This is a genomic window from Yaniella soli (assembly GCF_054782375.1).
Window position 1 is genome coordinate 39,611 of sequence record NZ_BAAGSP010000010.1, and the last position, 23,804, is coordinate 63,414.

Annotated in this window: 27 protein-coding genes and 1 riboswitch; of the genes, 14 read left to right on the plus strand and 13 right to left on the minus strand. The window is 57.8% G+C overall.

Features of this window, described 5'->3' with window-relative positions; all coding sequences use genetic code 11:
* Positions 1-17: 17 nt before the first annotated feature.
* The 4 genes from ACYVJT_RS06980 to ACYVJT_RS06995 all read right to left on the minus strand — a co-directional run bounded on the left by ACYVJT_RS06980 (position 18) and on the right by ACYVJT_RS06995 (position 3,074).
* The gene (locus ACYVJT_RS06980; RefSeq protein ID WP_343955880.1) at positions 18-917 is read right to left on the minus strand and encodes a MetQ/NlpA family ABC transporter substrate-binding protein; all 900 of its coding nucleotides are present in this window, start codon (positions 915-917) and stop codon (positions 18-20) included.
* A 31-nt stretch (positions 918-948) separates the two neighbouring features.
* Complete coding sequence (locus tag ACYVJT_RS06985) at positions 949-1,611, minus strand: methionine ABC transporter permease (protein ID WP_343955881.1); 663 nt, start codon at positions 1,609-1,611, stop codon at positions 949-951.
* Complete coding sequence (locus ACYVJT_RS06990) at positions 1,611-2,435, minus strand: methionine ABC transporter ATP-binding protein (RefSeq protein ID WP_343955882.1); 825 nt, start codon at positions 2,433-2,435, stop codon at positions 1,611-1,613. The genes ACYVJT_RS06985 and ACYVJT_RS06990 overlap by 1 nt, the downstream gene beginning before the upstream one ends.
* Positions 2,429-2,540, minus strand: a riboswitch (SAM riboswitch). It overlaps the preceding gene by 7 nt.
* A 96-nt stretch (positions 2,541-2,636) precedes the next feature.
* On the minus strand, positions 2,637-3,074 hold the full coding sequence (locus ACYVJT_RS06995) for a hypothetical protein (RefSeq protein ID WP_343955883.1): 438 nt from the start codon (positions 3,072-3,074) through the stop codon (positions 2,637-2,639).
* A 127-nt stretch (positions 3,075-3,201) separates the two neighbouring features.
* Between ACYVJT_RS06995 and ACYVJT_RS07000 the strand changes: the two genes are divergently transcribed.
* On the plus strand, positions 3,202-3,327 hold the full coding sequence (locus tag ACYVJT_RS07000) for a hypothetical protein (RefSeq protein WP_343955884.1): 126 nt from the start codon (positions 3,202-3,204) through the stop codon (positions 3,325-3,327).
* On the opposite strand, the gene ACYVJT_RS07005 is transcribed toward ACYVJT_RS07000, so the two are convergent.
* Together ACYVJT_RS07005 and ACYVJT_RS07010 are read right to left on the minus strand one after the other, a co-directional pair.
* On the minus strand, positions 3,324-3,860 hold the full coding sequence (locus ACYVJT_RS07005) for a DinB family protein (protein ID WP_343955885.1): 537 nt from the start codon (positions 3,858-3,860) through the stop codon (positions 3,324-3,326). The genes ACYVJT_RS07000 and ACYVJT_RS07005 overlap by 4 nt on opposite strands.
* A 35-nt stretch (positions 3,861-3,895) precedes the next feature.
* Positions 3,896-5,830, minus strand: a complete 1,935-nt coding sequence (locus ACYVJT_RS07010; protein ID WP_343955886.1) for an FAD-dependent monooxygenase — start codon at positions 5,828-5,830, stop codon at positions 3,896-3,898.
* Between the two features lie 100 nt (positions 5,831-5,930).
* Here ACYVJT_RS07010 and ACYVJT_RS07015 point away from each other — a divergent pair, with 100 nt between their 5' ends.
* The 3 genes from ACYVJT_RS07015 to ACYVJT_RS07025 all read left to right on the plus strand — a co-directional run bounded on the left by ACYVJT_RS07015 (position 5,931) and on the right by ACYVJT_RS07025 (position 8,115).
* Positions 5,931-6,716, plus strand: a complete 786-nt coding sequence (locus ACYVJT_RS07015) for an IclR family transcriptional regulator (protein WP_499418253.1) — start codon at positions 5,931-5,933, stop codon at positions 6,714-6,716.
* Positions 6,717-6,774: 58 nt separating this feature from the next.
* Positions 6,775-7,107, plus strand: coding sequence for a hypothetical protein (locus ACYVJT_RS07020; protein WP_343955888.1), 333 nt, complete (start codon positions 6,775-6,777; stop codon positions 7,105-7,107).
* A 111-nt stretch (positions 7,108-7,218) separates the two neighbouring features.
* Complete coding sequence (locus ACYVJT_RS07025) at positions 7,219-8,115, plus strand: Ltp family lipoprotein (protein WP_343955889.1); 897 nt, start codon at positions 7,219-7,221, stop codon at positions 8,113-8,115.
* Between the two features lie 5 nt (positions 8,116-8,120).
* On the opposite strand, the gene ACYVJT_RS07030 is transcribed toward ACYVJT_RS07025, so the two are convergent.
* On the minus strand, positions 8,121-9,284 hold the full coding sequence (locus tag ACYVJT_RS07030; protein ID WP_343955890.1) for a CaiB/BaiF CoA transferase family protein: 1,164 nt from the start codon (positions 9,282-9,284) through the stop codon (positions 8,121-8,123).
* A gap of 181 nt (positions 9,285-9,465) precedes the next feature.
* Here ACYVJT_RS07030 and ACYVJT_RS07035 point away from each other — a divergent pair, with 181 nt between their 5' ends.
* On the plus strand, positions 9,466-10,683 hold the full coding sequence (locus ACYVJT_RS07035) for an acyl-CoA dehydrogenase family protein (RefSeq protein WP_343955891.1): 1,218 nt from the start codon (positions 9,466-9,468) through the stop codon (positions 10,681-10,683).
* Between the two features lie 23 nt (positions 10,684-10,706).
* Positions 10,707-11,042 (plus strand): CHY zinc finger protein, encoded by a 336-nt coding sequence (locus ACYVJT_RS07040; RefSeq protein ID WP_343955892.1) that lies wholly within the window; start codon positions 10,707-10,709, stop codon positions 11,040-11,042.
* Here the strand turns inward: ACYVJT_RS07040 and ACYVJT_RS07045 are convergent.
* The 4 genes from ACYVJT_RS07045 to ACYVJT_RS07060 all read right to left on the minus strand — a co-directional run bounded on the left by ACYVJT_RS07045 (position 11,030) and on the right by ACYVJT_RS07060 (position 13,992).
* Positions 11,030-11,368, minus strand: a complete 339-nt coding sequence (locus ACYVJT_RS07045) for a hypothetical protein (RefSeq protein WP_343955893.1) — start codon at positions 11,366-11,368, stop codon at positions 11,030-11,032. The two genes, ACYVJT_RS07040 and ACYVJT_RS07045, sit on opposite strands and share 13 nt — an antisense overlap.
* A 57-nt stretch (positions 11,369-11,425) precedes the next feature.
* A complete protein-coding gene (locus ACYVJT_RS07050; protein ID WP_343955894.1) occupies positions 11,426-12,193 on the minus strand; it encodes a metallopeptidase family protein in 768 nt (255 codons plus the stop codon).
* The gene (locus tag ACYVJT_RS07055) at positions 12,171-13,100 is read right to left on the minus strand and encodes a DUF368 domain-containing protein (RefSeq protein WP_343955895.1); all 930 of its coding nucleotides are present in this window, start codon (positions 13,098-13,100) and stop codon (positions 12,171-12,173) included. Before ACYVJT_RS07055 ends, ACYVJT_RS07050 begins: the two co-directional genes overlap by 23 nt.
* A gap of 88 nt (positions 13,101-13,188) precedes the next feature.
* Positions 13,189-13,992: an aldo/keto reductase gene (locus tag ACYVJT_RS07060; protein WP_343955896.1), complete on the minus strand. Its 804-nt coding sequence runs from the start codon at positions 13,990-13,992 to the stop codon at positions 13,189-13,191.
* A gap of 91 nt (positions 13,993-14,083) precedes the next feature.
* Here ACYVJT_RS07060 and ACYVJT_RS07065 point away from each other — a divergent pair, with 91 nt between their 5' ends.
* From ACYVJT_RS07065 to ACYVJT_RS07090, 6 genes are all read left to right on the plus strand, one after another.
* A complete protein-coding gene (locus ACYVJT_RS07065; RefSeq protein WP_343955897.1) occupies positions 14,084-14,746 on the plus strand; it encodes an RNA polymerase sigma factor in 663 nt (220 codons plus the stop codon).
* On the plus strand, positions 14,743-15,975 hold the full coding sequence (locus ACYVJT_RS07070) for a protein kinase domain-containing protein (protein WP_343955898.1): 1,233 nt from the start codon (positions 14,743-14,745) through the stop codon (positions 15,973-15,975). The genes ACYVJT_RS07065 and ACYVJT_RS07070 overlap by 4 nt, the downstream gene beginning before the upstream one ends.
* Positions 15,976-16,064: 89 nt before the next feature.
* Positions 16,065-16,253: a hypothetical protein gene (locus ACYVJT_RS07075; protein WP_343955899.1), complete on the plus strand. Its 189-nt coding sequence runs from the start codon at positions 16,065-16,067 to the stop codon at positions 16,251-16,253.
* The gene (locus ACYVJT_RS07080) at positions 16,234-17,340 is read left to right on the plus strand and encodes an OmpA family protein (protein ID WP_343955900.1); all 1,107 of its coding nucleotides are present in this window, start codon (positions 16,234-16,236) and stop codon (positions 17,338-17,340) included. Before ACYVJT_RS07075 ends, ACYVJT_RS07080 begins: the two co-directional genes overlap by 20 nt.
* Positions 17,341-17,416: 76 nt before the next feature.
* Positions 17,417-18,184, plus strand: a complete 768-nt coding sequence (locus ACYVJT_RS07085; protein ID WP_343955901.1) for a pyrimidine reductase family protein — start codon at positions 17,417-17,419, stop codon at positions 18,182-18,184.
* Complete coding sequence (locus ACYVJT_RS07090) at positions 18,177-18,686, plus strand: flavin reductase family protein (protein ID WP_343955902.1); 510 nt, start codon at positions 18,177-18,179, stop codon at positions 18,684-18,686. The genes ACYVJT_RS07085 and ACYVJT_RS07090 overlap by 8 nt, the downstream gene beginning before the upstream one ends.
* Here ACYVJT_RS07090 and ACYVJT_RS07095 read toward each other — a convergent pair.
* A complete protein-coding gene (locus ACYVJT_RS07095; protein WP_343955903.1) occupies positions 18,683-19,567 on the minus strand; it encodes a polysaccharide deacetylase family protein in 885 nt (294 codons plus the stop codon). The two genes, ACYVJT_RS07090 and ACYVJT_RS07095, sit on opposite strands and share 4 nt — an antisense overlap.
* A 178-nt stretch (positions 19,568-19,745) precedes the next feature.
* Here ACYVJT_RS07095 and ACYVJT_RS07100 point away from each other — a divergent pair, with 178 nt between their 5' ends.
* A complete protein-coding gene (locus ACYVJT_RS07100) occupies positions 19,746-20,279 on the plus strand; it encodes a GNAT family N-acetyltransferase (protein ID WP_343955904.1) in 534 nt (177 codons plus the stop codon).
* Positions 20,280-20,589: 310 nt separating this feature from the next.
* Positions 20,590-22,482, plus strand: a complete 1,893-nt coding sequence (locus tag ACYVJT_RS07105) for an HNH endonuclease signature motif containing protein (protein WP_343955905.1) — start codon at positions 20,590-20,592, stop codon at positions 22,480-22,482.
* A 10-nt stretch (positions 22,483-22,492) separates the two neighbouring features.
* On the opposite strand, the gene ACYVJT_RS07110 is transcribed toward ACYVJT_RS07105, so the two are convergent.
* Positions 22,493-23,689: a WxL protein peptidoglycan domain-containing protein gene (locus tag ACYVJT_RS07110; RefSeq protein ID WP_343955906.1), complete on the minus strand. Its 1,197-nt coding sequence runs from the start codon at positions 23,687-23,689 to the stop codon at positions 22,493-22,495.
* Between the last annotated feature and the right edge of the window lie 115 nt (positions 23,690-23,804).

Genomic DNA, 23,804 nt, shown 5'->3' on the forward strand with positions numbered 1-23,804 from the left:
GATGTTGTCTCCCAACACTATTCGGCGGTGAACTCTGACCAAGTCTCTTGGGCGTCGTCAGTCGTGATATCCCCGTTGTATTCCGTTGCGCCTTCGAGATAGTCTTCGAACCACTCCTGAACCTCTGGTGACTGGTACGCGTCCTGGAGCGCCTGGGTTTTCTCAGAGGCCTGATCACCCGGCTGCACCGCAACGACATTGGTATATGGACGGCGTACTTCCTCGTCTTCTTCCAACGCCAATGCTGTTTCGTCGATGTCGTGGCCTGCCTCGGCGATCAGGCGGGCGAACGCGAATCCCGCATCAACGTCACTCAGTGTGTGGGCAGAGGATTGCTGGTCGATCTCAATAAATTCCAGGTTCTTAGGGTTAGAAGTAATGTCAGCCTGGGATAGTTCGGTGACCGGTATTGACTCGTCGATTTCCAACAGTCCATGCTCGGCCAGGAGTTTGATACCGCGACCGTTATTGGCGGTGTCAACGGGCAAAGAAATTTCTGCGCCATCAGGCAATTCATCAAATGAATCATACTCAAGCGAGAAGACCCCAGATGATGAGTAATAGGTGGAGAACGCAGGTTCTACCTCGGTGCCATTATCGGTATTGAACTGACGCAGATAGGCCAGGTGCTGGAAGAAGTTCGCATCGTATTCGCCCTGCGAGACCACCTGGTTGGGCTGCACGATATCGGTCACGTAGGTGGGTTCCAGCGTCCAGCCATCCTCAGCCAACAGGTCTTTGGCGATCTCGGTGGGCTCTTGGTACGGCGCGGATTCGGTCACGATGATGCTGATGGTGCGGTCCTCGCTGCCACCGGCGGAAGTTAGCCCGCAGCTGGTGAGTGTCAGCGCAGCAATTGCGCCGACTCCCGTGATCAGAGCACGGCGGATGGGTTTTTGGGTACGGAAAATTGCCATGGGAGTCCTTAAAGTTTGTGATGAAGCGTTGTTAGATGCGTTTATCGGCCACGCGGGCAAGGGAGTTTCCACCCCACTGCACGGCGCTGACGAGCAGCACCATCAGGACGACGGCAACGAACATGACCACGGTTTCGTAGCGGTAGTAGCCGTAACGGATGGCGAAGTCGCCGATGCCACCGCCTCCCACAAGACCGACCATGGCTGAGTAAGAAATGAAGCTCACGGTGGTAATGGTGATTGATCCGATAATGCCCGGACGGGCATCGACCAGCAGCACGTTGCGGATGATCTGGCGGCGGGTCGCGCCCATCGCCCGGGATGCCTCGACCGCACCGGCACCCAGCTGGCTGATGTTTTGTTCAACCAGCCGTGCGAAGTATGGGATCGCGTTGATCGTGAGCGGAACAATCGCTGCGGCAGTCCCCACGGTGGTTCCCACCAGCAGTCGGGTCAGCGGGATGATGGCGATCAACAAGATGAGAAACGGAAACGACCGCAACATGTTGACGAGTCCGCTGACAACAGCATGCAGTTTTGGTTGTGGTGCGATCGAACCGGGAGCATGCACGAATAACCAGATACCCAGCGGGGTGCCCAGCAGCACCGCGACCGGGATGGCGACGCCGATCATCGCAAACGTTTCTAACATCGCTTGGATCAGTTCGGGGTTGAGCTCTGCAATACGTTGCATTAGACGCGACCTCCCACTGCCAATTCGGCGGTTGAGGCCTCATCGACGTCATGCTGCTGTCGGCGGTCGACGTGTATGCCGTCAGATACCAGGTAGCGGCCGATCGCAGTGGTGGGTTCGAAGGTTTTATCCTGTAAACGTTTGGCTGCGAAGCGTTCGACGATTCGTCCGGATTCCATCACAGCCACGTGGTCGGTCAGCGCTTTGATGACTTCCATTTCGTGGGTCACCACCACAACGGTGATGCCCAGCTCCCGATTGATGTCCGCCAGATATTGCAGCACGGTGGCCGTGGTGAATGGATCTAACGCCGAAGTCGGCTCATCGCACAACAAAACCCGAGGCCGAGTAGCCAACGCGCGGGCAATCGCCACCCGTTGTTGTTGTCCACCGGATAGTTTTGCCGGATACACCGTGGCCTTGTCCGAGATGTCGATGATTTCGAGGGCTTCTGCCACACGAACACGGCGGTCATGTGCCTTGGCGACGCCGGCGAACTTCAGCGACAGCTCCACGTTTTGGGCAACCGTGAGGTTATTGACGAGATTGAAGCCCTGGAAAATCATGCCAATTTGATGGCGGGCCTGGCGCAGTTCCTCGTCGGATAGTTCCATGAGATCAACGCCGTCGATGATCACCTCGCCGGAGGTGGGGCGCTCCAGTAGGTTGATGTTGCGTAGCAGCGTGGATTTGCCGGCACCAGAAAAACCGATAATGCCTTGGATACTTCCACGGTCAATTTCCAGGCTGACATCGTCAACTGCAGTGACCGGATCATTGCCACCAGTAGTAAAAGTGGTCGATAAATTACGCAGAGAAATCATTGAATCACTCCATTGTTCCTGGCGTTAGCACCGTCCTACACCAAAACAGTGGAGGGGTTGCTGCGACGTCTACGAGCCAGATCTCTCAGTCGCTCTGAATGGTTTACCCTGTATACATTATGTGCACCGCAGCCGAAAGTGCAAAAACCACAGCAATTCGCGGTCATAAAAAGTCACGTACGTGACCCAATTCGGCACTGTTTACACGGCTGGCGCGCCCAACGCAGAAAATAGGCCCAGGGCACCGACGATCAGTAACGTCGTCCCGCCCAGCAACCCGCACCAGAAACTCCGGGCCGCCGCACGGTCTGGCACGAGAGCCGCCATCACGCCGATCGCCGTCGTGAGCACACCGGTCAGCGCAAAACTTGGTTGCGCGAAGACCCATGCCAACGGAATGAAGTGAATACCGACGACGGTGAGGATCAGCGGGGCAAACAGATCCTTCCGACCCCTTCGAGCTGCCAAGACCATCAGCACGATGATCACCGCGACCTCGAGCCAGAAGGTGACGATGTACGCGATGAAGGCCGATCCGCCAACTGTAATTGCCGTGGAACCTTCCCAATGGAGCACGGCGAGCGGGATGCCGAAACCAGCGAGCATGGCACCGCCGAGTTGCAAAACGGCCAACACCACACGCCACATCCAGTGTTTGAGGTGTCGAACATGAGTGCCCCTCGTCACCAACCGCACCAAACTGTGCCCTACACCACTTCAGTCACGTGGCCTGCTGCGGAGCGTGCTGACGTAATAGAATACAAGTATGAGCAAAGAATCGGTCGACGGAGACCAGATCTCTGACGAACAAATTCAACGGTGGGCCGACGAAGCGGAGGCCGGGTACGAGGTCGAAGAACTTCGCCGGTGCGGGCGTCCTGCGGTTGCTTAACCTTTGACGTCGTGGAGGTGGTGCTCCATCTCATGGCCAATGTAGAGGCACAGCGTGGCGATGGTGAATTCGAAACCATCGGAGCGTCGGCCCGGTAACTCCCACTGCTCGCGTTCCACCGTATCGACCAGGTCAGCCGTTGACTGTGCCTTGAGCGTGAGCTCGCCCAACACGGTTTGACTGTCCGCCTTCCAGTATTCTCGGCGCACAGCTTCGGCGTCGCCATCGAAGTCCGCTAGATCCGGGTTGTGCTGGTGCAGCATGGTCTCAACCCGCTGCTGAAGCACCGTGATCATGTCACGGACGTGGCACGCGTACTCGACCGGCGACCAGACCGGTTCCGAAGGCCGCTGCGTAGCGTCGACTCGTTGAAGCACCGGGCGCCACCGTGCTGCGGCTGAGCGCAGCCGATCACCCATCAGATTCGGCGCGAACGGCTGAAACCCGCATTCGGTGCACCCCTGATCGATCACGAAGGTCCAGTCACGGTCGTCACCAGGTACCTCTGGCGGTGGCATCATATTCGTCGTCATGGTTCAACGCTACCCTAACGCGTCCGGCGGGGCATCTAGCTGGTCAGAAACTTCGCGAAGTACTCGTCGAATGCTTCAAACTCGTCCAGGGGCAGCACGTGCCCAATGTACTGATCCGGACGTACGATGACGACGGCGCCGCGTGCGCGGTCGATCTCGCGTAGATCGTAGATGTCCTTGGTGGCTTCCACCCCGGGAATGTTGCCCAGCAGCATCCCGTTGGTCTGTTCGGCCGAGAAGACCTTTTCGTAGTCGGTGAGCCCGAACTTGCCCTTTGACGGTTGTACGAGCGCCGGTACCGCGTTGATGTCGACGTCGTGATGCGTTTGTTGCGTGACGGCATAGACATCGAAAAGCGAGTCCATGTCAGTACCTTCCGGGGTGAACCGGCTGACCGCACTGGCTGGATCCGCGGTCATCCGGGTGCACCAGTTGGCAACGGCTGAGCCTTCTGCCAAGCCGTTCTCGTCGGCAAAGAGATAGATGCGCCAGCGTCCATCTGCCGCATGCACGTGGCCCAGTTGCAGCGGTTTTGCATCGGCGACGCGAATCACGGGTGCCGAATGGAAGCGGGTACCGATGGCAAAACCCGAGGCCAAATCCTGGTGTGTATCCGGACCGGTGAGCGCGGAAAACTCCGGTGTGTACCGGGTTGCCAACCCGGCGGTGAATTGCCCACCACGAACGAACTGCTCTTCGACTTCGTCGGGGGTAACCGGCTGGTCGGCATCGCGTGAACCAACCATTTTGGACCAGCGGATGTCGTAGTCGATGAGCTCTTGGGCGGTGACTTTGCGTTCCTCCGAGTACGTATGCAACAATTCCGGGCGCGCTTGACCGCGTAGCACGGCGGCCAATTTCCAGCCGAGGTTGAATGTGTCTTGCATGGAAACGTTCATGCCCTGACCGGCTTTGGCCGAGTGGGTGTGGCAGGCGTCGCCGGTGATGAAGATGCGCGGCTGATTGTCACCGCGTGCGTCGTCGTTAAGGTTATCGAATCCGTCAGCGATACGTTGGCCAACCTCGTAGATTGACCACCAGGCGACGTCGCGCACCTCGATGCTGTACGGGTCCAAAATCTTGTTGGCCGATTCGGTGATCTGCTCGACGGTCACGCGTTTGCGGAACTCGGTATCACCTTCGGGTACGGCGCCGAGATCGACGTACAGCCGCACGAGGTAACCACCTTCGCGTGGAATCAAAATGATGGAGCCGGCTTCGGAACTGATCACGGCTTTCTTGCGGATGTCGGGGAAGTCGGTGACCAACAGGACGTCCATGACACCCCACGCGTGGTTTTGCACATCGCCGTGGAGTTGACGACCAATGGATTCTCGCACCGCCGAACGGGCGCCGTCACAACCAACGACGTATTTCGCGCGCAGTGTTCGTGTTGTGCCAATGTGTTCTTCCGCAGTGGCTTCAACAGTCACTTCGACGGGATACTCTTGCGATTCGTCGATGGATTGGGAGACGTATTGCCAGCCGTAGTCCACTTCGAAGCGTGACGGAGACTTTGCCGCAACGTCGAAGAGCAGTTCCTGCATGCGTGCCTGATTGACGATCACGTGGGGGAATTCCGACAGACCGTCGGCCACGTCTTGAACCAAGCCGGTGCGGGTGATGCCGTCGCCGGGGTTTTCGACCGACCAGAAGGCAGTTTCGTTTACCCACAACGCTTCGCGCACCAAGGTATCGGCCAGCCCGAACGCTTCGAACATTTCAACGGTGCGGCATGCCACGCCATCAGCGTGTCCGCGGGCTAATGGCTCGGCACGACGATCCACGGTAGCAATCGAAAGTTCAGGGAATTGGGCGAGCTGGGCGGTGAGTACCGCGCCGGCTGGACCGGTGCCGACGACAAGGACGTCGACGGTGTCGGGTAGCCCGGCATCGTACCGCATGTGATCAGGTGCAGCCGGGGCAACGCTTGGGTCGCCGAAAGTGTAACCGTTGAGGTGATATTGCATGCTGGTTTTCCGTCCTTCGCTCGTGTGCCACAACACATTCTGTGCAGGACCGTACGCCGGTATGTGCGACAATCGCAAAACGGACTGCTAGATTTGCGGTGTGAGCAAATCTATACCGAGAATCGAAGCGATTCACCGAGCACTGCAGGTTTTGCGACTGATGGCCTCGCAGGGGTCGGTGAGTGTCACCGAGGCGGCCAAACACCTGACCGTCAACCCGTCGACGGCTTCCCGCATCCTCGCGACGCTCGAAGCCGATGGCTTTGCGGTGCGCGGCGAAAAGCAACGCTACTTCCCGGGTTCCAGTGCATTGCACTTTGGCCAAACATTGGTCACCCCACCACTGCATGAACGGCTTCGTCCACATTTGGAACGACTCTTCAGCCTCGTGCACGAGACCGTCCACGTGGCAACGCTGGTGGGCACCACGGTGCATCACAACGACTGTATTGTGGCCACAGATCGCGCACTCATTCTGGCAAGTCGGATGGGGAAGCGCTTGCCCGCGCACCTGGCGTCCTCGGGCAAGGCGATGCTCGCGGATCTCGCACCCGCCGTTGTCAACGCACGATATGCACCAACTGACCAGGGTTCGATCCCGCAGGCGGTCGCGTTCAATCTGCGAGATCTGCACGAAGAAATCGACAAGGCGCGCACACAGGGTTTTGCGGTGAACGTCGAGTCCACCGAACAGGGCTTGGTGGCGCTGGCGGTCTCGCTGGGCCATATCGGTGGCGAACACATGGCGCTGAGTGTGGCGTTACCACTGGCTCGCTATTCCAGTGCGAGTCGCCGCGAAATTTCCGACGCGCTGCTCACTGTGCAACACGAAGTACGGACCGCGTTTTCATCTGACGAGATCGCCCAGCATACAGGCATGCTGTGATCGACTAGTGTGTCCATCACAAGCAATCTGAAAAATGAAAAACTATTGGAGTGATGGCATGGCTCAGGTCGATGATCCCCCGGCTCTACATCAATCACGCAGCCAACGTTCGAGAAGCTTGGCCATTTCATCCCTGGTCATTGGCATCATCGCGCTGATCGTGAGCTGGCTGTCGATTATTGGGTTGGTTGTCAGTGTGGTCGCCGTGGTGCTCGGCGTGATAGCACTCCGAAAAAGCCAATCGAACAAGCTGAGCATAGCCGGTGTCGTCACCGGCGGCATCGGGCTGTTAATCTCCATCTATCTTGCGAGCACCGCAGGCTTCTTGATGGATATGCGCGAGGACTGCGCCTGCGCGCCAAAACTTGAGGAGACAATCCCCACAGAGTAGAGCACTGGGCTAGGGTTCCAATAACACACACCTTGAAGTTATTGGAGCACAATCGTGACACAGGGATACCCTCCACCACCGCCACCTCAACCGCAATACAGCCCGATGCCTATGCCTGGCCCGTCGGTTCCAAAAGGCCTGGCGATCACCTCATTGGTCACTGGAATCCTCGGCTTGATCGTCAGTTGGCTGCCGATCGTCGGGCTCATCCTCGGCGCAGTCGCCGTCGTGACCGGCATTGTAGCGCTGCGAAAGATACAGCCCAAAGGCCTCAGTATAGCCGGGATCATCACCGGAGGACTGGGAATGTTGACGTCGATTGTGCTGGCTATTGCCGTCGGCTTCATGTTCAGCACCGAGGACAACGAACAAGCTGCCGACGCCGAGGTCACCTCATCACCGAGTGCAACACCCTCAGACGACACCGAGTCACCCAGCGCGCCTGGCACAGAGTCTGAAAGCGCGAGCCCGACCGAGACCGAAGAGCCGACGCCAGAGACCACTTCCCCGGCGGAGACCAGTGAAGCACCGACGCCTACGGCCACTTCAGAGGAGCCAACCGCCGAAGCTGACACGGGGAGCGTAAGCCAGCAGAATGCACTTGGATCAGCAGAAGACTATCTGCGGTACACGGCGTTCTCTCGCACCGGACTCATCGAGCAACTCGAGTTTGAAGGTTTCTCCAATGCCGACGCGACCTGGGCAGTCGATAACGTCACCGTCGATTGGGGCGAACAGGCTATCGAGTCGGCAGATACGTATCTTGCCTACACTGCATTCTCCCGAACAGGACTGATTGAGCAGTTAGAGTTCGAAGGTTTTTCAAATAGCGACGCCACCGCAGCGGTCGACAGCCTCACCGTTGACTGGAACGAACAAGCCGCCGCATCAGCGGAAACCTACCTCGACTTTTCGTCGTTTTCCCGCTCCGAACTCATTAATCAGCTGGTCTACGAGGGCTTCACCCAAGCCCAGGCAGAATACGGGGTAAACCAGACAGGGCTCTAACTGGCCTAGCCTTCCTCGGCATCGAGCCACTCGAGAATGCTCTGGCGGTCTTCGTTGAGTGTGGGCGGGGCTTTGTCGTACGCGACTTGACTACGTGAATAATCGATCGGGTGCTTGACGGTTGGAACCTTTTCTGCGCCGGTTAACTGAACTGGCGCGAGGCCGATTTCGTCGGCGAATTCCACACCTTGGGCAATTGAGAACACCTCGGAACACGGGATCCCGAGCTCACGGAATTCTTCGACCCACTCCGAGGCGGGGCGGTGCTGCAGATACGTCTCGAGTGTAGCTCGGAGTTCATCGCGATGGGCATTGCGCGCCGGATTCGTGGCATAGCGTTCGTCATCGGCCAGCTCGGATGCGCCCAGCGCGGTGGTCAGTTGACGAAATTGCCGATCGTTTCCAACGCCGAGAATCAGCGGCTGGTCGGCTGCGGCAAAGGGACCATACGGCGCCAGCGACGGGTGATCATTGCCCATACGAGTCGGGACGACACCCCCGGCCACATAGGCCGAGGTTTGGTTGACCAACCCAGACAACGCCGAAGACATCAGATTCACCGCGATGTGTTGGCCTTTTCCGCTGCGCTGACGCTCCTGGAGTGCGCCGAGAATGCCAACCGTGGCGTGCAGACCGGTGACGACGTCGAAGATCGCGACTCCGGCCTTTTGGCCAGATGATTCTGGCTCACCGGTGATATCCATGAGCCCCGAAGCGGCCTGCGCCAGCAGATCGTAACCCGGCAGATGTGCCCCACCAGTGGTGCCGAAACCGGTGATCGATGCATGCACGAGCTCCGGGTATCGCTCGGCCACGGCCTCGGGATCCATCCCGAATTTGGCCAGCCCACCCGGCTTCCAGTTTTCGATGAACACGTCCGCTTTGGCAAGCAGCTTGTGCGCGGTGTCGAGGTCGTCATCGTCGCGCAAATCCAATGCAATGGCATGTTTATTGCGGTTGACCGACAAGAAATAGGTGGCCATATCCTCACGCACCGGCGGCTGCCACGCACGCGTATCGTCACCGGTTGGCGACTCAACCTTGATGACGGTGGCACCCATATCGGCGAGCATCATCGTGGCGTACGGTCCGGCGAGTACGCGCGAAAAATCGGCGACGACGATACCGTCGAGGACTCCGGGCGTGGTGTGGGGCGCAGCTGTAATCATGGTTTCTATGCTCAACCGCTCGACCCTCGCATTGCAAGATCGATGCGACAACAGCATTGATTGCGCACGTTCTGTGCAATGATGCGGTTCCTTGTTGCCCGCACCCACCCGGTTCGCTACCGTGAAGAGCATCACGAAAATACCACGCAGGCCGTCACACGGTCAGACCTACGGAGCATTCATGTCGACAACAGATCTCTTCAATATCGCCTCGATGTTCACCGAGCAGGAGCTGCAAGTTCGCGATACCGTTGCGGAATTCGTGGACCGGCGCGTGCGCCCCAATATTGCCCGGTGGTACGACGACGCGCACTTGCCTACCGAGCTGATCCCAGAAATGGCCGAGCTTGGTCTCTTCGGCATGCATATTGAAGGCTACGGTTGTGGCGGACGCTCCGCTGTCGAATATGGCATCGCCATGCATGAGATGGAAGCCGGCGATTCGGGTCTGCGTACCGTGATCTCAGTGCAGGGCTCGCTGGCCATGACCGCCATCGCCAAAAACGGGTCCGAAGAACAGAAGCAGACCTGGCTGCCAAAGATAGCCGCCGGTGAAGTCATCGGTGCGTTTGGGCTGACCGAACCAACTGCGGGTTCTGATCCGTCAGCAATGACAACGCACGCCAAGCTCGTCGATGGTCAATGGGTACTCAATGGCGCCAAGCGGTGGATCGGCCTGGCGACCATTGCCAACATCACCATCATTTGGGCCAAGGTCTCGGTTGCTGATGCCAAGGCCGCCGGTGTGCATCCAGACGGCGATACCCGCCCCGATGACGCGATGGTCGTGCGCGGTTTCATCGTGCCAACCGATACACCAGGCTTTTCTGCCGAAGCCATCGAACAGAAACTTTCGATGCGCGCATCCCTACAGTGCGACATCTCGCTCGAGAATGTAGAGCTCCCAGTGGATACGATCCTGCCGCATAACCCTGGTTTGCGTGGACCATTCGCCTGCTTGAATGAGGCGCGCTATGGCATCGCCTGGGGCGCGTTGGGTGCGGCTCGTGATTCGATTGAATCCGCCCTGGATTACGCTTCAACCCGCATGCAGTTCGGCAAGCCGCTGACCGCCTACCAACTGACCCAGAAGAAACTTGCCGATATGACCATCGCACTGAATAAGGGCCAACTCATGGCGCTGCAGTTGGGTCGAGCCAACGATGCCGGCACGATGGATCTGCACCACATCTCGATGGCGAAACTCGATAACGTACGGGTGTCTATTGAGATTGCTCGCGAGTGCCGCACCATCCTGGGAGGCAACGGCATCACCGCCGAGTACTCACCGCTGCGCCATGCAAACAACCTTGAATCGGTACGCACCTACGAGGGCACCGACGAAGTGCACACCCTGATCGTCGGCCAGAAACTCACCGGCGAAGCAGCGTTCAGCTAACCTCAGGGGCAGAAAGAACGAACATGACATTGCAACGGTCGGTCTATGGGATTCAAATCGATGAGCACACGCGCTGTGCGCACTATCATCAGCCCTTCGACGTCATCGCCATAAAACACTACTGTTGCCATGTCCACTATTCGTGCCACGCCTGCCACGAGGCCCTCGCTGACCATCCTGCAGAGGTTTGGCCAACCGACCACTTCCATGAACCAGCGGTCTTATGTGGCATGTGCGGCCTGGAATTGAGCGTCACCGACTATTTGTCCACCGGCTCGTGTCCGGGTTGTCAGACGGATTTCAACCCAGGCTGCAAAGCCCACGCGAATCTGTATTTTGCACCTGGTCAGTACGCGTAGTTAGTGGAGTAGCTATTGGAGAGCTCATTAAAAATTGAGACCCCAGCCGTCGCCAGCACAATGGCCACGATAATCGCAAGAACAAAACTGACGAGCATCCAGATGAGTGTGGCGCGGGCAAAGTTCCGTTTCGCAAGCGAGTTGCTTCCACCAAAGGCAAGCACGAGCAAATAAATGATGTTCACCAGCGGAATGAACATCAAAAACGTGGTCAGCACCCAACTGCCCAGGCCATCCGTCGCTTCCTGTTGGGGAGCATAACCGCCATGCTGTTGTGGCAGGTTGCTTGGCGGTAGGTGCTGTTGTTGATACTGCGGGTAACTCATGGTGTTCACTCCTGTGGTGGCACTGTTCGGGGCCGTGATATTATTGTGGCACGCGTTTTACGCCCAGCCAAGATCATGGAGTGCGGCGTCATCAATCCCGTAGTAATGCCCGATCTCGTGCACCAGCGTGACGTGGACTTCATGACGCACTTGCGCTACATCATCACAAATAGCGAGTATAGGCTCACGGAAGACCACAATCGCGTCAGGCAACTGCGCGTAACCATAATCCGCCCGATCGAATCGATCATGTCCCTCATACGTCCCGAGCACGTTCAATGAGCCATCAGCCGGACGATCTTCCACCGCAAAGACGACATTGTCGAGACTGTCGACGAGCCTTTTCGGAAGGGATTCAAGCTCTTGACTCACCAACTGTTCAAACTCTGTGAGTGTCATCTCGACGCCCTCCGGCTGCTCCAAAGAGCCCAAGATCGTCGCGCTCAACGGTGCCAGTGTCGTACCGGAGGGTAGCCCGACGTCGTGAGCGTCGACCCAGATGAGTTGAGCTATCTCGGCTTGGGCAGCGACCGAAACCCCTGCGGGCAGCGCTGCCGCATACACCTGGGAGAGCAGCTGTGTACCGGGCTCGTTGGCTGCCGGCGTCGTGAAATCGCCCAGATGTTCTAGCGTCTGCGGATCTAAGCTGAGCCCGAGCTCCTCATACACTTCGCGGATGGCAGTGGTCGGCCCCTCCTCGGAAGGCTCGGGTTTACCACCGGGAAACATGAAGGCGTCCGTATGATGCTTCCGGACCAGAGCAATCCGGCCGTCATCGCGCATCAGGACGACGGCGGCGACGCTAATGGACGGGTTGTGGTGCACGACGACTCATCTTTCGATCGGCTAATACCATCACGACCACGACGATGGCACCGACGAGGCCGAGCACAATGTTGAGCCCGAGGCCATCACCGATGGGCAATAATGCGCCATCCTCGGTCTGGTACGGCCACAGGGCACGCAACGCGCCAACCATCACACCGGACAGGACGATCAGCGTGGTCGCGTGATGGTGTTCAAGTAACCATTTCAGGATTTGTACGATCACGATCAGCCCGAGCACCATCCCGGCGGCGAACACGGCGAGATACCCAAAATCGAGTGACTCAACAGCACCTAGTGTCGGTTCATAGAGTCCGACGGTGAGTAGAATAAGCGAACCCGACAAGCCAGGGAGCACCAGCGCGGAGACAGCGATGGCTGCGGCTGGCAAGATCACATACCAGTGTGGTTCTAATGCTTGCGTGGCCGGAAGCGAGAGCACGGCAAATGCGACGACGCCGCCGACAACGAAGAAGACCGCATGGCGCCACCCCAACTTTTTGCGGCGGTATTGCACATCGTCACGAACCATGAGTAGCGGAACCATGACAGAGGCTGCAACCATGCCAAAGAACAGCGAACGCATGCGCTCGGGGTAGGTTTCGACCAGATGCACCACGGGGCCGGCAACGGTAAAGACCGCGACCACCATGCCGATGCCCAACGGGATGAGCAGCCGCCAGGAAATGTTCTGCCAGTACTGGCGCGCGTTGTCACGACGTCCACGAACCAGAGATAGGCTCCAGCGGATCAATGCGGAGGCCGATTCGATGAGCTGCTGGTAGATACCAACAACCAGGGCCACCGTGCCACCGGAAATACCGGGGATGGTCTCGACGATGCCGATCAGTGCGCCGCGGATCAGGTTGCCGATTAGCGACGTTTTGCGTTGGGAAGTTTGGCTCATCTACTCTCAATCTTTCAATCGGACATAGATTAGTGTAGCTGCCTGAAAACTTCCTCCACTACGCGCGGTATAGCTCGGGTGTTCTCGCCTAAAACTCCTCGTGCACCGCGGGGTCCTGATAGATTCGGCCACGTTCCAGACTATCAACGGCAGCAATATCGTCCGCGTCGAGTTCGACGTCGAACAGGAGATTCGCGCGCTGGCGTTCAGGGTTCGACGACGCTGGCAGCGGCATGGAGCCGTGGTGGATGTGCCAAGCGAGCACTACTTCCACCGGAGTTGACGAGTGCTTCTCAGCAACCCGTGTCAGCACAGGGTCATCAGTCATGTCCGATGTGCGTCCCAGCGGTGACCACGCCTGGGTGACAATGCCGTGGTCGTCATGGAAGGCCCGTAGCTCTGCTTGCCCGAAGTACGGGTGCATTTCCACCTGGTTGATGGCGGGCATCTCACCGGTTTCATCAGCCAAGCGTTGTAAGTGTTCGGGTAAGAAGTTCGAGACACCGATGGTCCGGATCAGTCCGGCGTCACGCATTTCAATCATCGCACGCCAGGTATCGACATATTTGTGCTGTCTTGGCAACGGCCAGTGGATCAGGGCGTTATCGACGAACGGTAGTCGCAAATCATTCAGCGAGCGAATGATGGACGTTTTGGCTTCGTGGTAGCCGTGGAAGCGGCCGGGAATCTTGGTAGTGACGGTTATCTCGTCACGCGGCACATCACTTTGAGCAATGGCTTGACCGACTTGCACTTCATTTTCATACCGTAGCGCCGTGTCGAGCGTGCGATACCCGATTTCCAGTGCAGATAATGCTGCGGTGCGGTAAATATCTGGGTTGTCTCGGCCAGCTTGAACGAGTGTTCCGAATCCAATGAGTTCTGATCGCATGCCCCCAGTCTAGACATGATGCGACCGTATGGCACTGACACGATGGACATAAGAATACACATCAGCGATGTGACACCATAGACTCGTGGATATGAGGGGATCCAACGACCATCTGCCAACGGATGTAGCGGACTCGCTCATGACGTTAAACCACGCGCTGCATAAGGCCGACTATACGTCCGCTCGCAGAGCAGTGAACCCGCTGACCAATTCTTCTCATCTGGATGAGGCACTGGCCCTGCTTGCTGAACATGCCACGTCCGAACCGCAAGCCGTCGAACTGTTCTTGGAAGTCTTGGACGGTTCCGGCACGGTCCGCCGCTTCGCCGGAGCCGCACTCTTGGACCATACAGCGGTGGATGATGTGAGTCAGGATGCGCTCATTTCTATTGCCGACTCGGTTCATACCTACGACGGCCGCAGCAAAGTCACCACGTGGGTGCACAGTATTGTGCGACGGCGCGTGGTGGATCATCTGCGTCGACAACGCGCGACTGTTCCACTCGATGACGGCGATATCTCCCCGGCCGCGCACATGAGTTCCGTCATTGCGACTCGTGCCACCGTACGCGACGCGCTGGATGCCCTCCCTGAGCTCTATCGAATACCCGTCATCCTGCGTGATATCGAAGGCGAACCCTATGCCGATATCGCCGAACGTTTGAACCGGGCTGAAGGTACCGTGAAAGCCCAAATCAGCCGGGGCCGCGCGATGGTGGCCGCCCGGTTGCGTCATCAGGACGGTGCAGCATGAACGCGGGACGGTATGAACTCGGCGAGGTCCTCGGCGTCGGCTCATTCGCGACCGTCTACCGCGCTCAGGATGACCTGCTCGATGACACCGTGGTCGTCAAAATCCTTGCGGAGAACCACAGTCTGAACCCTGAAATTCGCGAACGGTTCATTTCCGAGGGCCGCAGTCTGCGTCGCATTGCGTCCGAACACGTCGTCACTGTGCACGACATCGGCGAATCGTCACGCCAACAACCCTTTTTGGTGTTGGAACTGGCCGACCGCGCCACCCTAGAGAAACGCGTGCAATCGTTGCGAGCGCAAGGTTGGAAACCATCTTCGACCGACGTGTTGAACCTGGTCCGTCCCTTGGCGAGCGCCCTAGAAGCCGTCCATACGGCACAATTAGTGCACCGGGATCTGAGCCCGGGAAACTTGCTGATCGCAAGTGAACCGCACCCTAAAGCCTCACAGTCAACGGCGTCGCATCTGATCCGCAGCGATGAGCGTCTGCTGGTTGCGGATTTAGGCATGTGTAAGGACCTCGCCATCAATTCCGGCCTGACGGTGTCTGGAGGCACCGCAGGATTTCGTCCACCCGAACAATCACAACCGGGCATGGTCGACACTCGTGCCGATATCTGGGCTGCCTCAGCGCTGTTGGCCTGGGTGGTTGAAGGCAGCCAACCGCCGGAAGCGTTCACCAAGGTGGTGCAACGCGGCATGCACAGCGATCCGTCCGACCGCCAACAGACCGTGGCCCAATGGCTAGACGAAATCGAAAAGGCGCTGGTACCTGCCCCGGCACCGTCAGCGCCACCCGCCTCGCCGCCGAAACACACCGCGGACGGTGAACTCCAAGATTCGATCCCGACGCCCGTTGTAGGGCGTGACGCGCAGATGACGACGCTGCTGCTGAGCGGTTTAGCCGTGGTGACCGGTATCATCGGTCTGGTGCTCGGCCTGTTCTTGGGTGGGGACCGGTATCCATCCGCCAACGATGATGCCTCGATCGCCATCACCGGCCCCGAAGAGGTCACCGTGGGCGAAGCGGCCACATTCACCGCCGAAACCGAGGGTCTAGACAGTTGGGTCTGGGCGCTGCCCACCGGTACCCACGTCGTCGACGAAGCAGAAACGACCGTGACCGCGACGGAACCGGGAACCAATGACATTATATTGCGCGCACGTGGCCCAGATGGTGAAGAGCTCGAGACTCGTCACCAAGTCCGGGTGACCGAGGAACGCTAAAAAGTTTTTGAAATGGTTGCAACTTTTTTGATGTTGAGCCCGACTCATAGGCAAAACCACAATCTTGTTGCTCTCGGTAAGGAGACACCATGACCATCACTCACTGGCCCACCCTGGTTCGGTCCACGCTAGGCCTCGGCTTCGTCGGCGCCTTTGCCCTGACCTCCTGCAGCGCTGCCCCCGAACGCGCCGGATTTCAAGATGGCGAAGTCGCCACGGCACAACCATCGACACCGGAAGAACCCACCGAGATTCAACATGCTCGTTGCCGAAGTTGATGAACCGATGGAATTCGAAGCCTGCCTCGAGGCCGAAGAGATGGAAGGGGCCACCGTCGAATGGCTCGACGACGTCGTGGTGGAAGCACAAGAAGTTGAGGGCCTCGAAGACCAGACCGTTGAGGTTGATGGTGAGCAAGTCGAAATCCCCGGGGTACCCGGCATCGTCATCCCAGAAATCGTAGGGCAAGCCGGGTGTGTGATTGAATATCCGGCCCCCGGAGGTTGCTTGCCGGCAGTCGAGATTTCGGACTCGTATATCCCGGGATATCGTATTCCGGAGCGTGTGCTGGAAGCCGTGGAATTGCCCGATGGCACCGTGGTAGAAGAACAAGTCCAGCCGGCCATTGAATCAGAACCAATCACGGCGGAAGGCTCCTTTCAAGAACAGGTCTGTCAGACCGAACCCGATGACGCCCAGGACGGTGATTACGTATCCCATGTCATCCGTCCTCACATTCAGCGCGAACATATCCTCGCGTCATTCAACATGGGACCCACACTGAACCGGTCGAGCGTGCTCACCGAGAGCAACGACATGGTCAGTTTCGAAACTTTAGGCACGTACGAGATACCCAGCATTTCCGTGGGACATGCGCACTTTGAACATGCCTACCTAGAGTCCTACCAGGTTGAGGGTGCCGACCACACCGAGTACGCCGAAAAGGACCAGGAGATCTCCTACACCACCGAGGGCGATGTGCTCTTTGATAGTGACGAGCATGCACTGCGTTCCGATGCCACATCTGAACTCGAAGCCATCGCCGGCGACATCGAAAACCGCGGTGGAGACTACGCCATCACCGTGGAAGGCCACACCGATAACCTGCAATCCGAACAATACGCCGACAACGACGAACTTTCAGAAAAACGTGCCGAATCGGTGGTCGCCTGGTTGAAAGAACACAGCGACATCGCCGATGGTAACGTCACCGCCACGGGTATGGGCGAAGACTACCCGCGAGCCAGCAACGAGACCGATGCGGGCCGTCAAGACAACCGCCGCGTCGTCATTACCGTGACGCCCACCGACTACGAACCAGAAATTGACTTCGAAGCCGAGGAATCCGGCACCGAAAGTCAGTAAAACCCCCAAGATTGAATGGTTCCGGGCCGCACCTGTGAGGCAGACACGGGTGCGGCCCCGCTCGTAGACTCGCAACATGCGTATTTACGAATTCGGTCATGAACTTGAAGACTCGATGGCACCGTATTTGGCCGTCGATCGCAGCGCTCCGAAACACGAGTGCTGGGTAACCGGACATATGGTCGCGGGCCTGGACGGGACCGCTGCCATCGATGGGAAAGTCGGAGCGCTATCCACCGGCTCCGACCAGACACTGTTCCGTCAGATGCGTCAGATTGCCGACGTCGTGCTCGTAGGTGCCGAGACAGTGCGCCGCGAAGGCTACGGGCTGGTGCGGTTATCCGATGAAGCCCAGGAGCAACGCGAGCGCGATGGCAAACCACCGACCCCGCCGGTTGCGGTCGTCAGCGGCAGCCTGGATTTGAATTGGAATCTCAAACTCTTTACCGAGGCGCCCGAACACGCTCCAACCATGGTGATCACGTCGGCCTCGGCTGATCCGGACCGGCTGGCCGAAGCGAAACGGCACGCAACCGTCATCATTGTTGGCCAAGACCGCGTCGAGCCCGAACACGTACTGCGCGAATTCGCCTCACGCGGCTACGGCGTCGTGCTGTGCGAGGGTGGCCCTACCCTACTGGGTGAATTCGTCGCAGCAGACCGTCTCGATGAACTCTGCCTGTCGATTGCCCCGATTTTCGGTGGCGACAATCTGCCGGTTGGCCTGACCCCGGACGGGGCGGGAATCAGCAGCTTTGAACTCAAAAGTGTGCTCGGCGAGGACGATACACTCTTTCTCCGCTACGAATCCGCACGACAGAAAAGAGCCCACGACGATGAGTAAACATCCTTTCCAAACCCTCATGGGCTCGGTCAACTCGGCGCTGGTCGTGGTCACCACCAGCGTCGAAAATACCCAAGCCGGATGTCTGGTTGGCTACCATTCGCAAGCGAGCATTTCACCGCAGCACTATTGCATTTGGCTGTCCAAGGCGAACCACACGTATCGCGTGGGCTTGCGGGCCACACACTTCGCGGTGCATTTCCTCACCGCTGATGATCTTGCACTGGCACAGCAGTTCGGGACACATTCGGGCCAGCACGTCAACAAGTTCGCAGACCTCGACGTAGCGACAGATGCACAGTCGATGCCGTTGCTTGCTGATTGTCCGAACCACATGGTGCTAGAACGCATTTCCCTGCTGGACGACGGCGGCGATCACGTGTGCGTCACCGGCAAGGTCGTCTCAGCCCACAGCAACGAAAAGTTCACGCCGCTGCGAGTCGCCGACATCGGCAAGCTCGCCCCCGCACACGGCAGTGACGAACGGATCATCGAACCTTAGCTACTACGTGGGTAGCGTTGTTTAAAGTCTTGAGCGATATCTTTCATATACGCGAATTCCACGCCCGGGTGGGAGGCGAAGTGGACGAAGAGACGCTCCAGCATGAGTAATACCTGTGGACGCCCCGAGACATCCGGGTGGATCGTCATCGGGTAGACCGCATAGTCCATCTCGCGGTACACCCAATCGAATTGGTCTCGCCACAGTTGCTCAAGGTCGCGTGGGTTCACAAAGCCGTGCGAGTTGGGGCTGGATTTGATGTACATCATCGGGGGCAAGTCGTCGATGTACCAGGACGCCGGAATCTCGACCAGATCGGTTTCTTCACCGCGGACCAGTGGTTTCATCCACTCTTTTGCCGAGGCAGCTTCGTAGTCGATATTCGTCCACGTGTCACCGACGCGCACATAATACGGGGTGAAGTCACGGTGCATAAACGAGTGATCGTAGAGCATGCCGGCATTCGACAGCAGCTCATTGGTGTAGTGCGACATCTCCCACCACGGCGCGACGTAACCAACCGGGGCAGTACCTGACCGTTGTTCGATGAGGTCGTAGACGTATTCGAACACCTCGGTCTCTTGTTGTGGCGACATTTCCAACGGGTTCTCGTGCGAGTACCCGTGATGACCAATTTCGTGGCCGGCCTCGACGACCTGATCAAATTGTTCCGGAAACGTCTCGATGGAGTGCCCCGGCCAGAACCACGTGAAGGGAATATTGCGACGCTGCGCCAACTGGAGAAGACGCGGCACTCCGACCTCCCCGGCAAACAGGCCGCGAGAAATATCGTTTGGTGAATCTTCACCGCCGTAGGATCCTAACCACCCACCAACGGCGTCAACGTCCACTCCGACTGCGATGTAAATTTTCTTTGCCATGCTCAAAGCTCCTTTCCCAAGATACCGCTGCCCCGCATCCGATCGCGTTCTGGGCAAGCTTGCTCTCACTCTAATGGTCGACACCAACGAGAACAGGGCCTCGTCAGCGGCAACTTCGTCATCCTCGTTGTGGAGTTTGCCATGCCCTCATAGCGGGACCCCGTGATAGTTTGGTGCCATGCTTAACTCCACGCTTCTTCCCATTACCGACGGCGTCCGAAGCCTACGGTTGCTTGCCCAGCAGGATGCCGACCGTTATCTCGCCGGGACGCAGGATCCCCTCGTCCAACAATTTGGGCACTTACCAGAAGCAGAATACTCGCATGCGTCGGTCCAGCACCTGGCTGAGACCCAAGCCCCGGCCGGACTTGAGCGCGGCGACCTAGGATTGTTGAGCATCGTCGACGAAGCGGATACGTTCCTGGGCAGCCTGGTGTTATTTGATGTCACCCGGACCAGCGCGGAAGTGGGCTTTTGGCTCCATCCCGAAGCACGCGGCACAGGCCACGCGCTCGGCGCACTTGAACTTTCGGCAGCACTCGCCCGACAGAGCGGGTTGGATGACTTAACTGCCCGAACAGTAGTAAACAACGATGCCTCCAAGCACATTCTTGAACGTGCCGGATTTCTGGAGATCGCGCGCGACGTGGATAAAACACCCTCTGGTGAGGAAGCGCCACTGATACATTACCGCCGCGAGCTGAGGTCCTAAGACTCAAGCCAAAGGTAGGCAGCAGGGACTCGATGGTTACGACCGTCGGGTCCCTTTTTGTGTGCTCTATGAGCCGCAGAACAGGACGCGCCCCCATCGCAGGATTGTGGAAAACTTTTCAGCACACCATGAAGTTATCCACAATACACATGACACCACCCTGTAATTTCATATCCCTATGATATAGAACAACAAAACATATTCAATAACTTAAAAAACTACATCAAAAGTATTGCCATCAATAGCGCACCAGGGTAGAATAGGAAGAACATTTCCGCACATTCCAGCGAGATCATGAGAGGGCACTGCCGTGGTTGAGACGCCGATTCTCCCCGACGTTGGCTCCCCCGTGCGCACGCATGTCCTGAATATGGATGCCTTCAAATCAGCCTCTCTAGGCGAACTCATCTATGCCCTCACCATGCTGATGCGCGTGGTGATGGAGCGAATCGCGAACCCACGGACCTTCTATGATGAAATCGCGGTGTACCACGAGGCTTCCGGGGCAGATTGGGCAGGGCTGAAGGGTGACTCAACATCCGACGACGCTACGCAAGCACCGATCATCAAGACCACTCCACCCGATAATTTTTATGACACCATCCGGGGACTTGGACACATGCTGCAGCAGCTGGACCGCGGGTTCGATGCGATTATGGCGCACTACGCACGGCACGTTGAACGCGGCTTAGAACAACCGACAACGTATTTGGGCGTTGAGTTCGAGCAACAGCCCTTCAAAAACGTCAAAGAGTTTTTTACGGAATCGATGCGGTTTAGCAGCTACAGAGCACGCAAGCTTATTGAACGAGCACGGTGCTTTGCCTTCGCGCATGGACACGATCCCGAGCTTGCCACTTCTCAGCCAAAATTCCCGCTAGTCGCCGAGGCGATGTCGGCAAGCCGTATCTCATCTGAAAACGCCGATCGACTCGCCGACCTGGATAAAGAGTTGACCAAATACGCTCGAAAAGTCGGTCAGTCCACAGAGTACAAAGATCTGGTGCTTGCTGCATTTGAACCCGTCCTAGCGGAGGCTGCGGAAATCTCGGATCCAGATACATTTAGCAAAGCCAAGCAACGGTGGCTCGATCGCATCGCATATGAAATGGATCCCGACGGACCGCCTCCGTCCGAAACACTAAAAAATCAGGCAGATAACGCGCTCAAAACCAGAGATTGTGGCGATGGTAGCGGCATGATTTCAATGCACGCCACGCCAGCCGTGTACGCTGCGTTCAAAACCCTCAAGACCTATCAGCGCAACTGGGATGGTAAGACCCCGTTCATTCCAGAAGACATCGCCGATTTCCTCCATGTTGATTCAGATCCAACAAACGTCGGTGAGGCAACAGACGTAACCGGTCACGTTTCCACTCAGGGCGATGATGATGCAGATTTCGACCCGGATGAAATCGTTGGAGAAGATGCCCACGGCAACCCGATCACCGCGGGCTATATGCAACGCATCGACAGCATGACCGAAGACCAGAAATTCGGCGGCTACTTCATCGGTGCCCTGCGGATGCTATTGAGTATGGATCCAACAGAAGCAGCGATCAAACGAGCTCATGGTACACATGCACAACTGGTCATGGTGCAAGACGTGCAAACAGCACACAAAATGTTAGGTCTACCGCCACTACCGCCGGAAGTGCGAAGACCGCCTGGCCCAGACGGAATTATCCCACCGGTCCTTCAAGGAACCGACCCGGTTGGTCAGATCATCCCGGACGAGCTGACGGACTCGACCAGTCCTGTCAGCCCCGTACCGTGGACGCCGTTCCAGTCGGAAGCCATCAATGTCGGACCGCTTCATCCCAAAGACGCTGAACCCTTGGGATGTGACTGTGAAATCGTGGCACAAATATGGGATGGCCCCGATACCGTGCTGAACCAAAAACGTACCTACCGGCTCTTTACGCCGACGCAGCGACGCGCCATTCTTGCTCGAGACCGAGGTTGCAGAGCGCCCGGATGCACTACCCCCGCTGCACTCTGCGACATCCACCACCTCATCGAATGGATGCAAGGCGGCAACACCGATGAACAGAACGCGACGACGTTGTGCCCGACGCATCACGCTGCCGTGCACAACGGAAAATGGACCATACGAAAAGTTGACGGTTTGATCTTCTTTCAGCCCGCCCTCTGGCTCGACCCGTCACAACCGCTGTTGCGCAACCTCTACTGGGCAATCTAAAACAAACCTGTCAGTCTGCACCATTGCGCCGTGCTCGTGACCCACCAGCCCGTCGGCCGCTACGCTGCTTGGCAGCCGCACCAGTATGGTCCGTATCCTCAGCATCATCGGAAGAGCTTTCGTTTCCTGACTCATCTTCCTCCGCGTCCGAATCGCCAGACGAAGTCGATCGTTCAGCAGCGGCAGCAGCCACAGCAGCATCAAATTTCCTCGACTGACGTTTCTTCCGCGTCACCAGCCACCAAACCAAGACGCCGACCAACACCACAATGATCAGCTGCGGAATAGGAATCGCCGCCGCGGTCACCCCACCCGTCGCCGTACTCAGCTCAGCATCAACCTCATCGTCGCCAACGACACTTGGCTCAAGACTCACCGTCGAATTTAGAACAAAGAGCGGTAGAACCTCCTGTTCAACCTGGAGCTGGGCCTCGCCACCCGGCAAAATCTCACGAATCGGTTCAACGGACTCCTCAACCGTCGCAAGGCCAAACAGTCCCGACGAACTCAGCGCCTGCTGTGCACCGAGCCGAACATTCCCGGTATTACGCACCGTCCAGCTCACCGTCGCGGTACCCGGCGCAAAAGGATTCCAATTCTGGCTGTACTGAACATCAAGGTCTTCAACCGCCAAGGTCGGCATAATGTCACCATCGACACGCAAGTGAATACGCGCCCCCACACGAGACACCATCGACACATCGTCGCCCTCATCTGTCGAAACAGATGCGGCAATACCTGCCGGCTGATCCCCCGGAGTCGCATTCTCCGGCACGGTTAACGTGAACGGAACCGTCACCGATTCATCCGCAGGCACGGTGACTTCTTGCTGGTCCAGCTCAATCCACTGCCCAGCCGCCTCGTTCTCCTCACCGGGACGAAGAATATCGAACGTCCCCGATTCCGACACCACACCATCGGCCGCCTGCAGTGTGAAAGTGGCCTCCTGAGCGGAGAAGTTCGTCAGCTCAACCGCATCTTCGACGCTGTCACCCGGGGGCACATCAAAGCGGAAGGACACCCTGTCTTCGTCATCCTCCTGCGGGGCTGGAGTAAGCGACCAGACGGTAGTTGGCGCAGCATCTTCGGTATCCGCTGGGGCCGAGGAAGCAAAGACAGTACTGAGAAAAAAGGTCAGCAACAGGGACAATGCCAACCATGCGGTGACGGTTCGACGGCGCGGGGACAGAGAGGTGGGACGTTGCATCAAGTGGAGTCTTTCGTAAGTGGGAAGCTGTCAAACACCAATGACGCCGGCCTCACCGCTCCGCACACAGCGGGCCGGTGGCTGGCCGACGTCATCGAGTGCACTGGGTCGTGCA

What these genes read in the sequence shown, in the direction of transcription:
- ACYVJT_RS06980 (WP_343955880.1), bottom strand. Translation starts at nt 917, where the DNA reads ATGGCAATTTTCCGTACCCAAAAACCCATCCGCCGTGCTCTGATCACG.
- ACYVJT_RS06985 (WP_343955881.1), bottom strand. Translation starts at nt 1,611, where the DNA reads ATGCAACGTATTGCAGAGCTCAACCCCGAACTGATCCAAGCGATGTTA.
- ACYVJT_RS06990 (WP_343955882.1), bottom strand. Translation starts at nt 2,435, where the DNA reads ATGATTTCTCTGCGTAATTTATCGACCACTTTTACTACTGGTGGCAAT.
- ACYVJT_RS07000 (WP_343955884.1), top strand. Translation starts at nt 3,202, where the DNA reads ATGAGCAAAGAATCGGTCGACGGAGACCAGATCTCTGACGAACAAATT.
- ACYVJT_RS07005 (WP_343955885.1), bottom strand. Translation starts at nt 3,860, where the DNA reads ATGACGACGAATATGATGCCACCGCCAGAGGTACCTGGTGACGACCGT.
- ACYVJT_RS07010 (WP_343955886.1), bottom strand. Translation starts at nt 5,830, where the DNA reads ATGCAATATCACCTCAACGGTTACACTTTCGGCGACCCAAGCGTTGCC.
- ACYVJT_RS07020 (WP_343955888.1), top strand. Translation starts at nt 6,775, where the DNA reads ATGGCTCAGGTCGATGATCCCCCGGCTCTACATCAATCACGCAGCCAA.
- ACYVJT_RS07025 (WP_343955889.1), top strand. Translation starts at nt 7,219, where the DNA reads ATGCCTGGCCCGTCGGTTCCAAAAGGCCTGGCGATCACCTCATTGGTC.
- ACYVJT_RS07030 (WP_343955890.1), bottom strand. Translation starts at nt 9,284, where the DNA reads ATGATTACAGCTGCGCCCCACACCACGCCCGGAGTCCTCGACGGTATC.
- ACYVJT_RS07035 (WP_343955891.1), top strand. Translation starts at nt 9,466, where the DNA reads ATGTCGACAACAGATCTCTTCAATATCGCCTCGATGTTCACCGAGCAG.
- ACYVJT_RS07040 (WP_343955892.1), top strand. Translation starts at nt 10,707, where the DNA reads ATGACATTGCAACGGTCGGTCTATGGGATTCAAATCGATGAGCACACG.
- ACYVJT_RS07045 (WP_343955893.1), bottom strand. Translation starts at nt 11,368, where the DNA reads ATGAGTTACCCGCAGTATCAACAACAGCACCTACCGCCAAGCAACCTG.
- ACYVJT_RS07055 (WP_343955895.1), bottom strand. Translation starts at nt 13,100, where the DNA reads ATGAGCCAAACTTCCCAACGCAAAACGTCGCTAATCGGCAACCTGATC.
- ACYVJT_RS07060 (WP_343955896.1), bottom strand. Translation starts at nt 13,992, where the DNA reads ATGCGATCAGAACTCATTGGATTCGGAACACTCGTTCAAGCTGGCCGA.
- ACYVJT_RS07065 (WP_343955897.1), top strand. Translation starts at nt 14,084, where the DNA reads ATGAGGGGATCCAACGACCATCTGCCAACGGATGTAGCGGACTCGCTC.
- ACYVJT_RS07070 (WP_343955898.1), top strand. Translation starts at nt 14,743, where the DNA reads ATGAACGCGGGACGGTATGAACTCGGCGAGGTCCTCGGCGTCGGCTCA.
- ACYVJT_RS07075 (WP_343955899.1), top strand. Translation starts at nt 16,065, where the DNA reads ATGACCATCACTCACTGGCCCACCCTGGTTCGGTCCACGCTAGGCCTC.
- ACYVJT_RS07080 (WP_343955900.1), top strand. Translation starts at nt 16,234, where the DNA reads ATGCTCGTTGCCGAAGTTGATGAACCGATGGAATTCGAAGCCTGCCTC.
- ACYVJT_RS07085 (WP_343955901.1), top strand. Translation starts at nt 17,417, where the DNA reads ATGCGTATTTACGAATTCGGTCATGAACTTGAAGACTCGATGGCACCG.
- ACYVJT_RS07090 (WP_343955902.1), top strand. Translation starts at nt 18,177, where the DNA reads ATGAGTAAACATCCTTTCCAAACCCTCATGGGCTCGGTCAACTCGGCG.
- ACYVJT_RS07095 (WP_343955903.1), bottom strand. Translation starts at nt 19,567, where the DNA reads ATGGCAAAGAAAATTTACATCGCAGTCGGAGTGGACGTTGACGCCGTT.
- ACYVJT_RS07100 (WP_343955904.1), top strand. Translation starts at nt 19,746, where the DNA reads ATGCTTAACTCCACGCTTCTTCCCATTACCGACGGCGTCCGAAGCCTA.
- ACYVJT_RS07110 (WP_343955906.1), bottom strand. Translation starts at nt 23,689, where the DNA reads ATGCAACGTCCCACCTCTCTGTCCCCGCGCCGTCGAACCGTCACCGCA.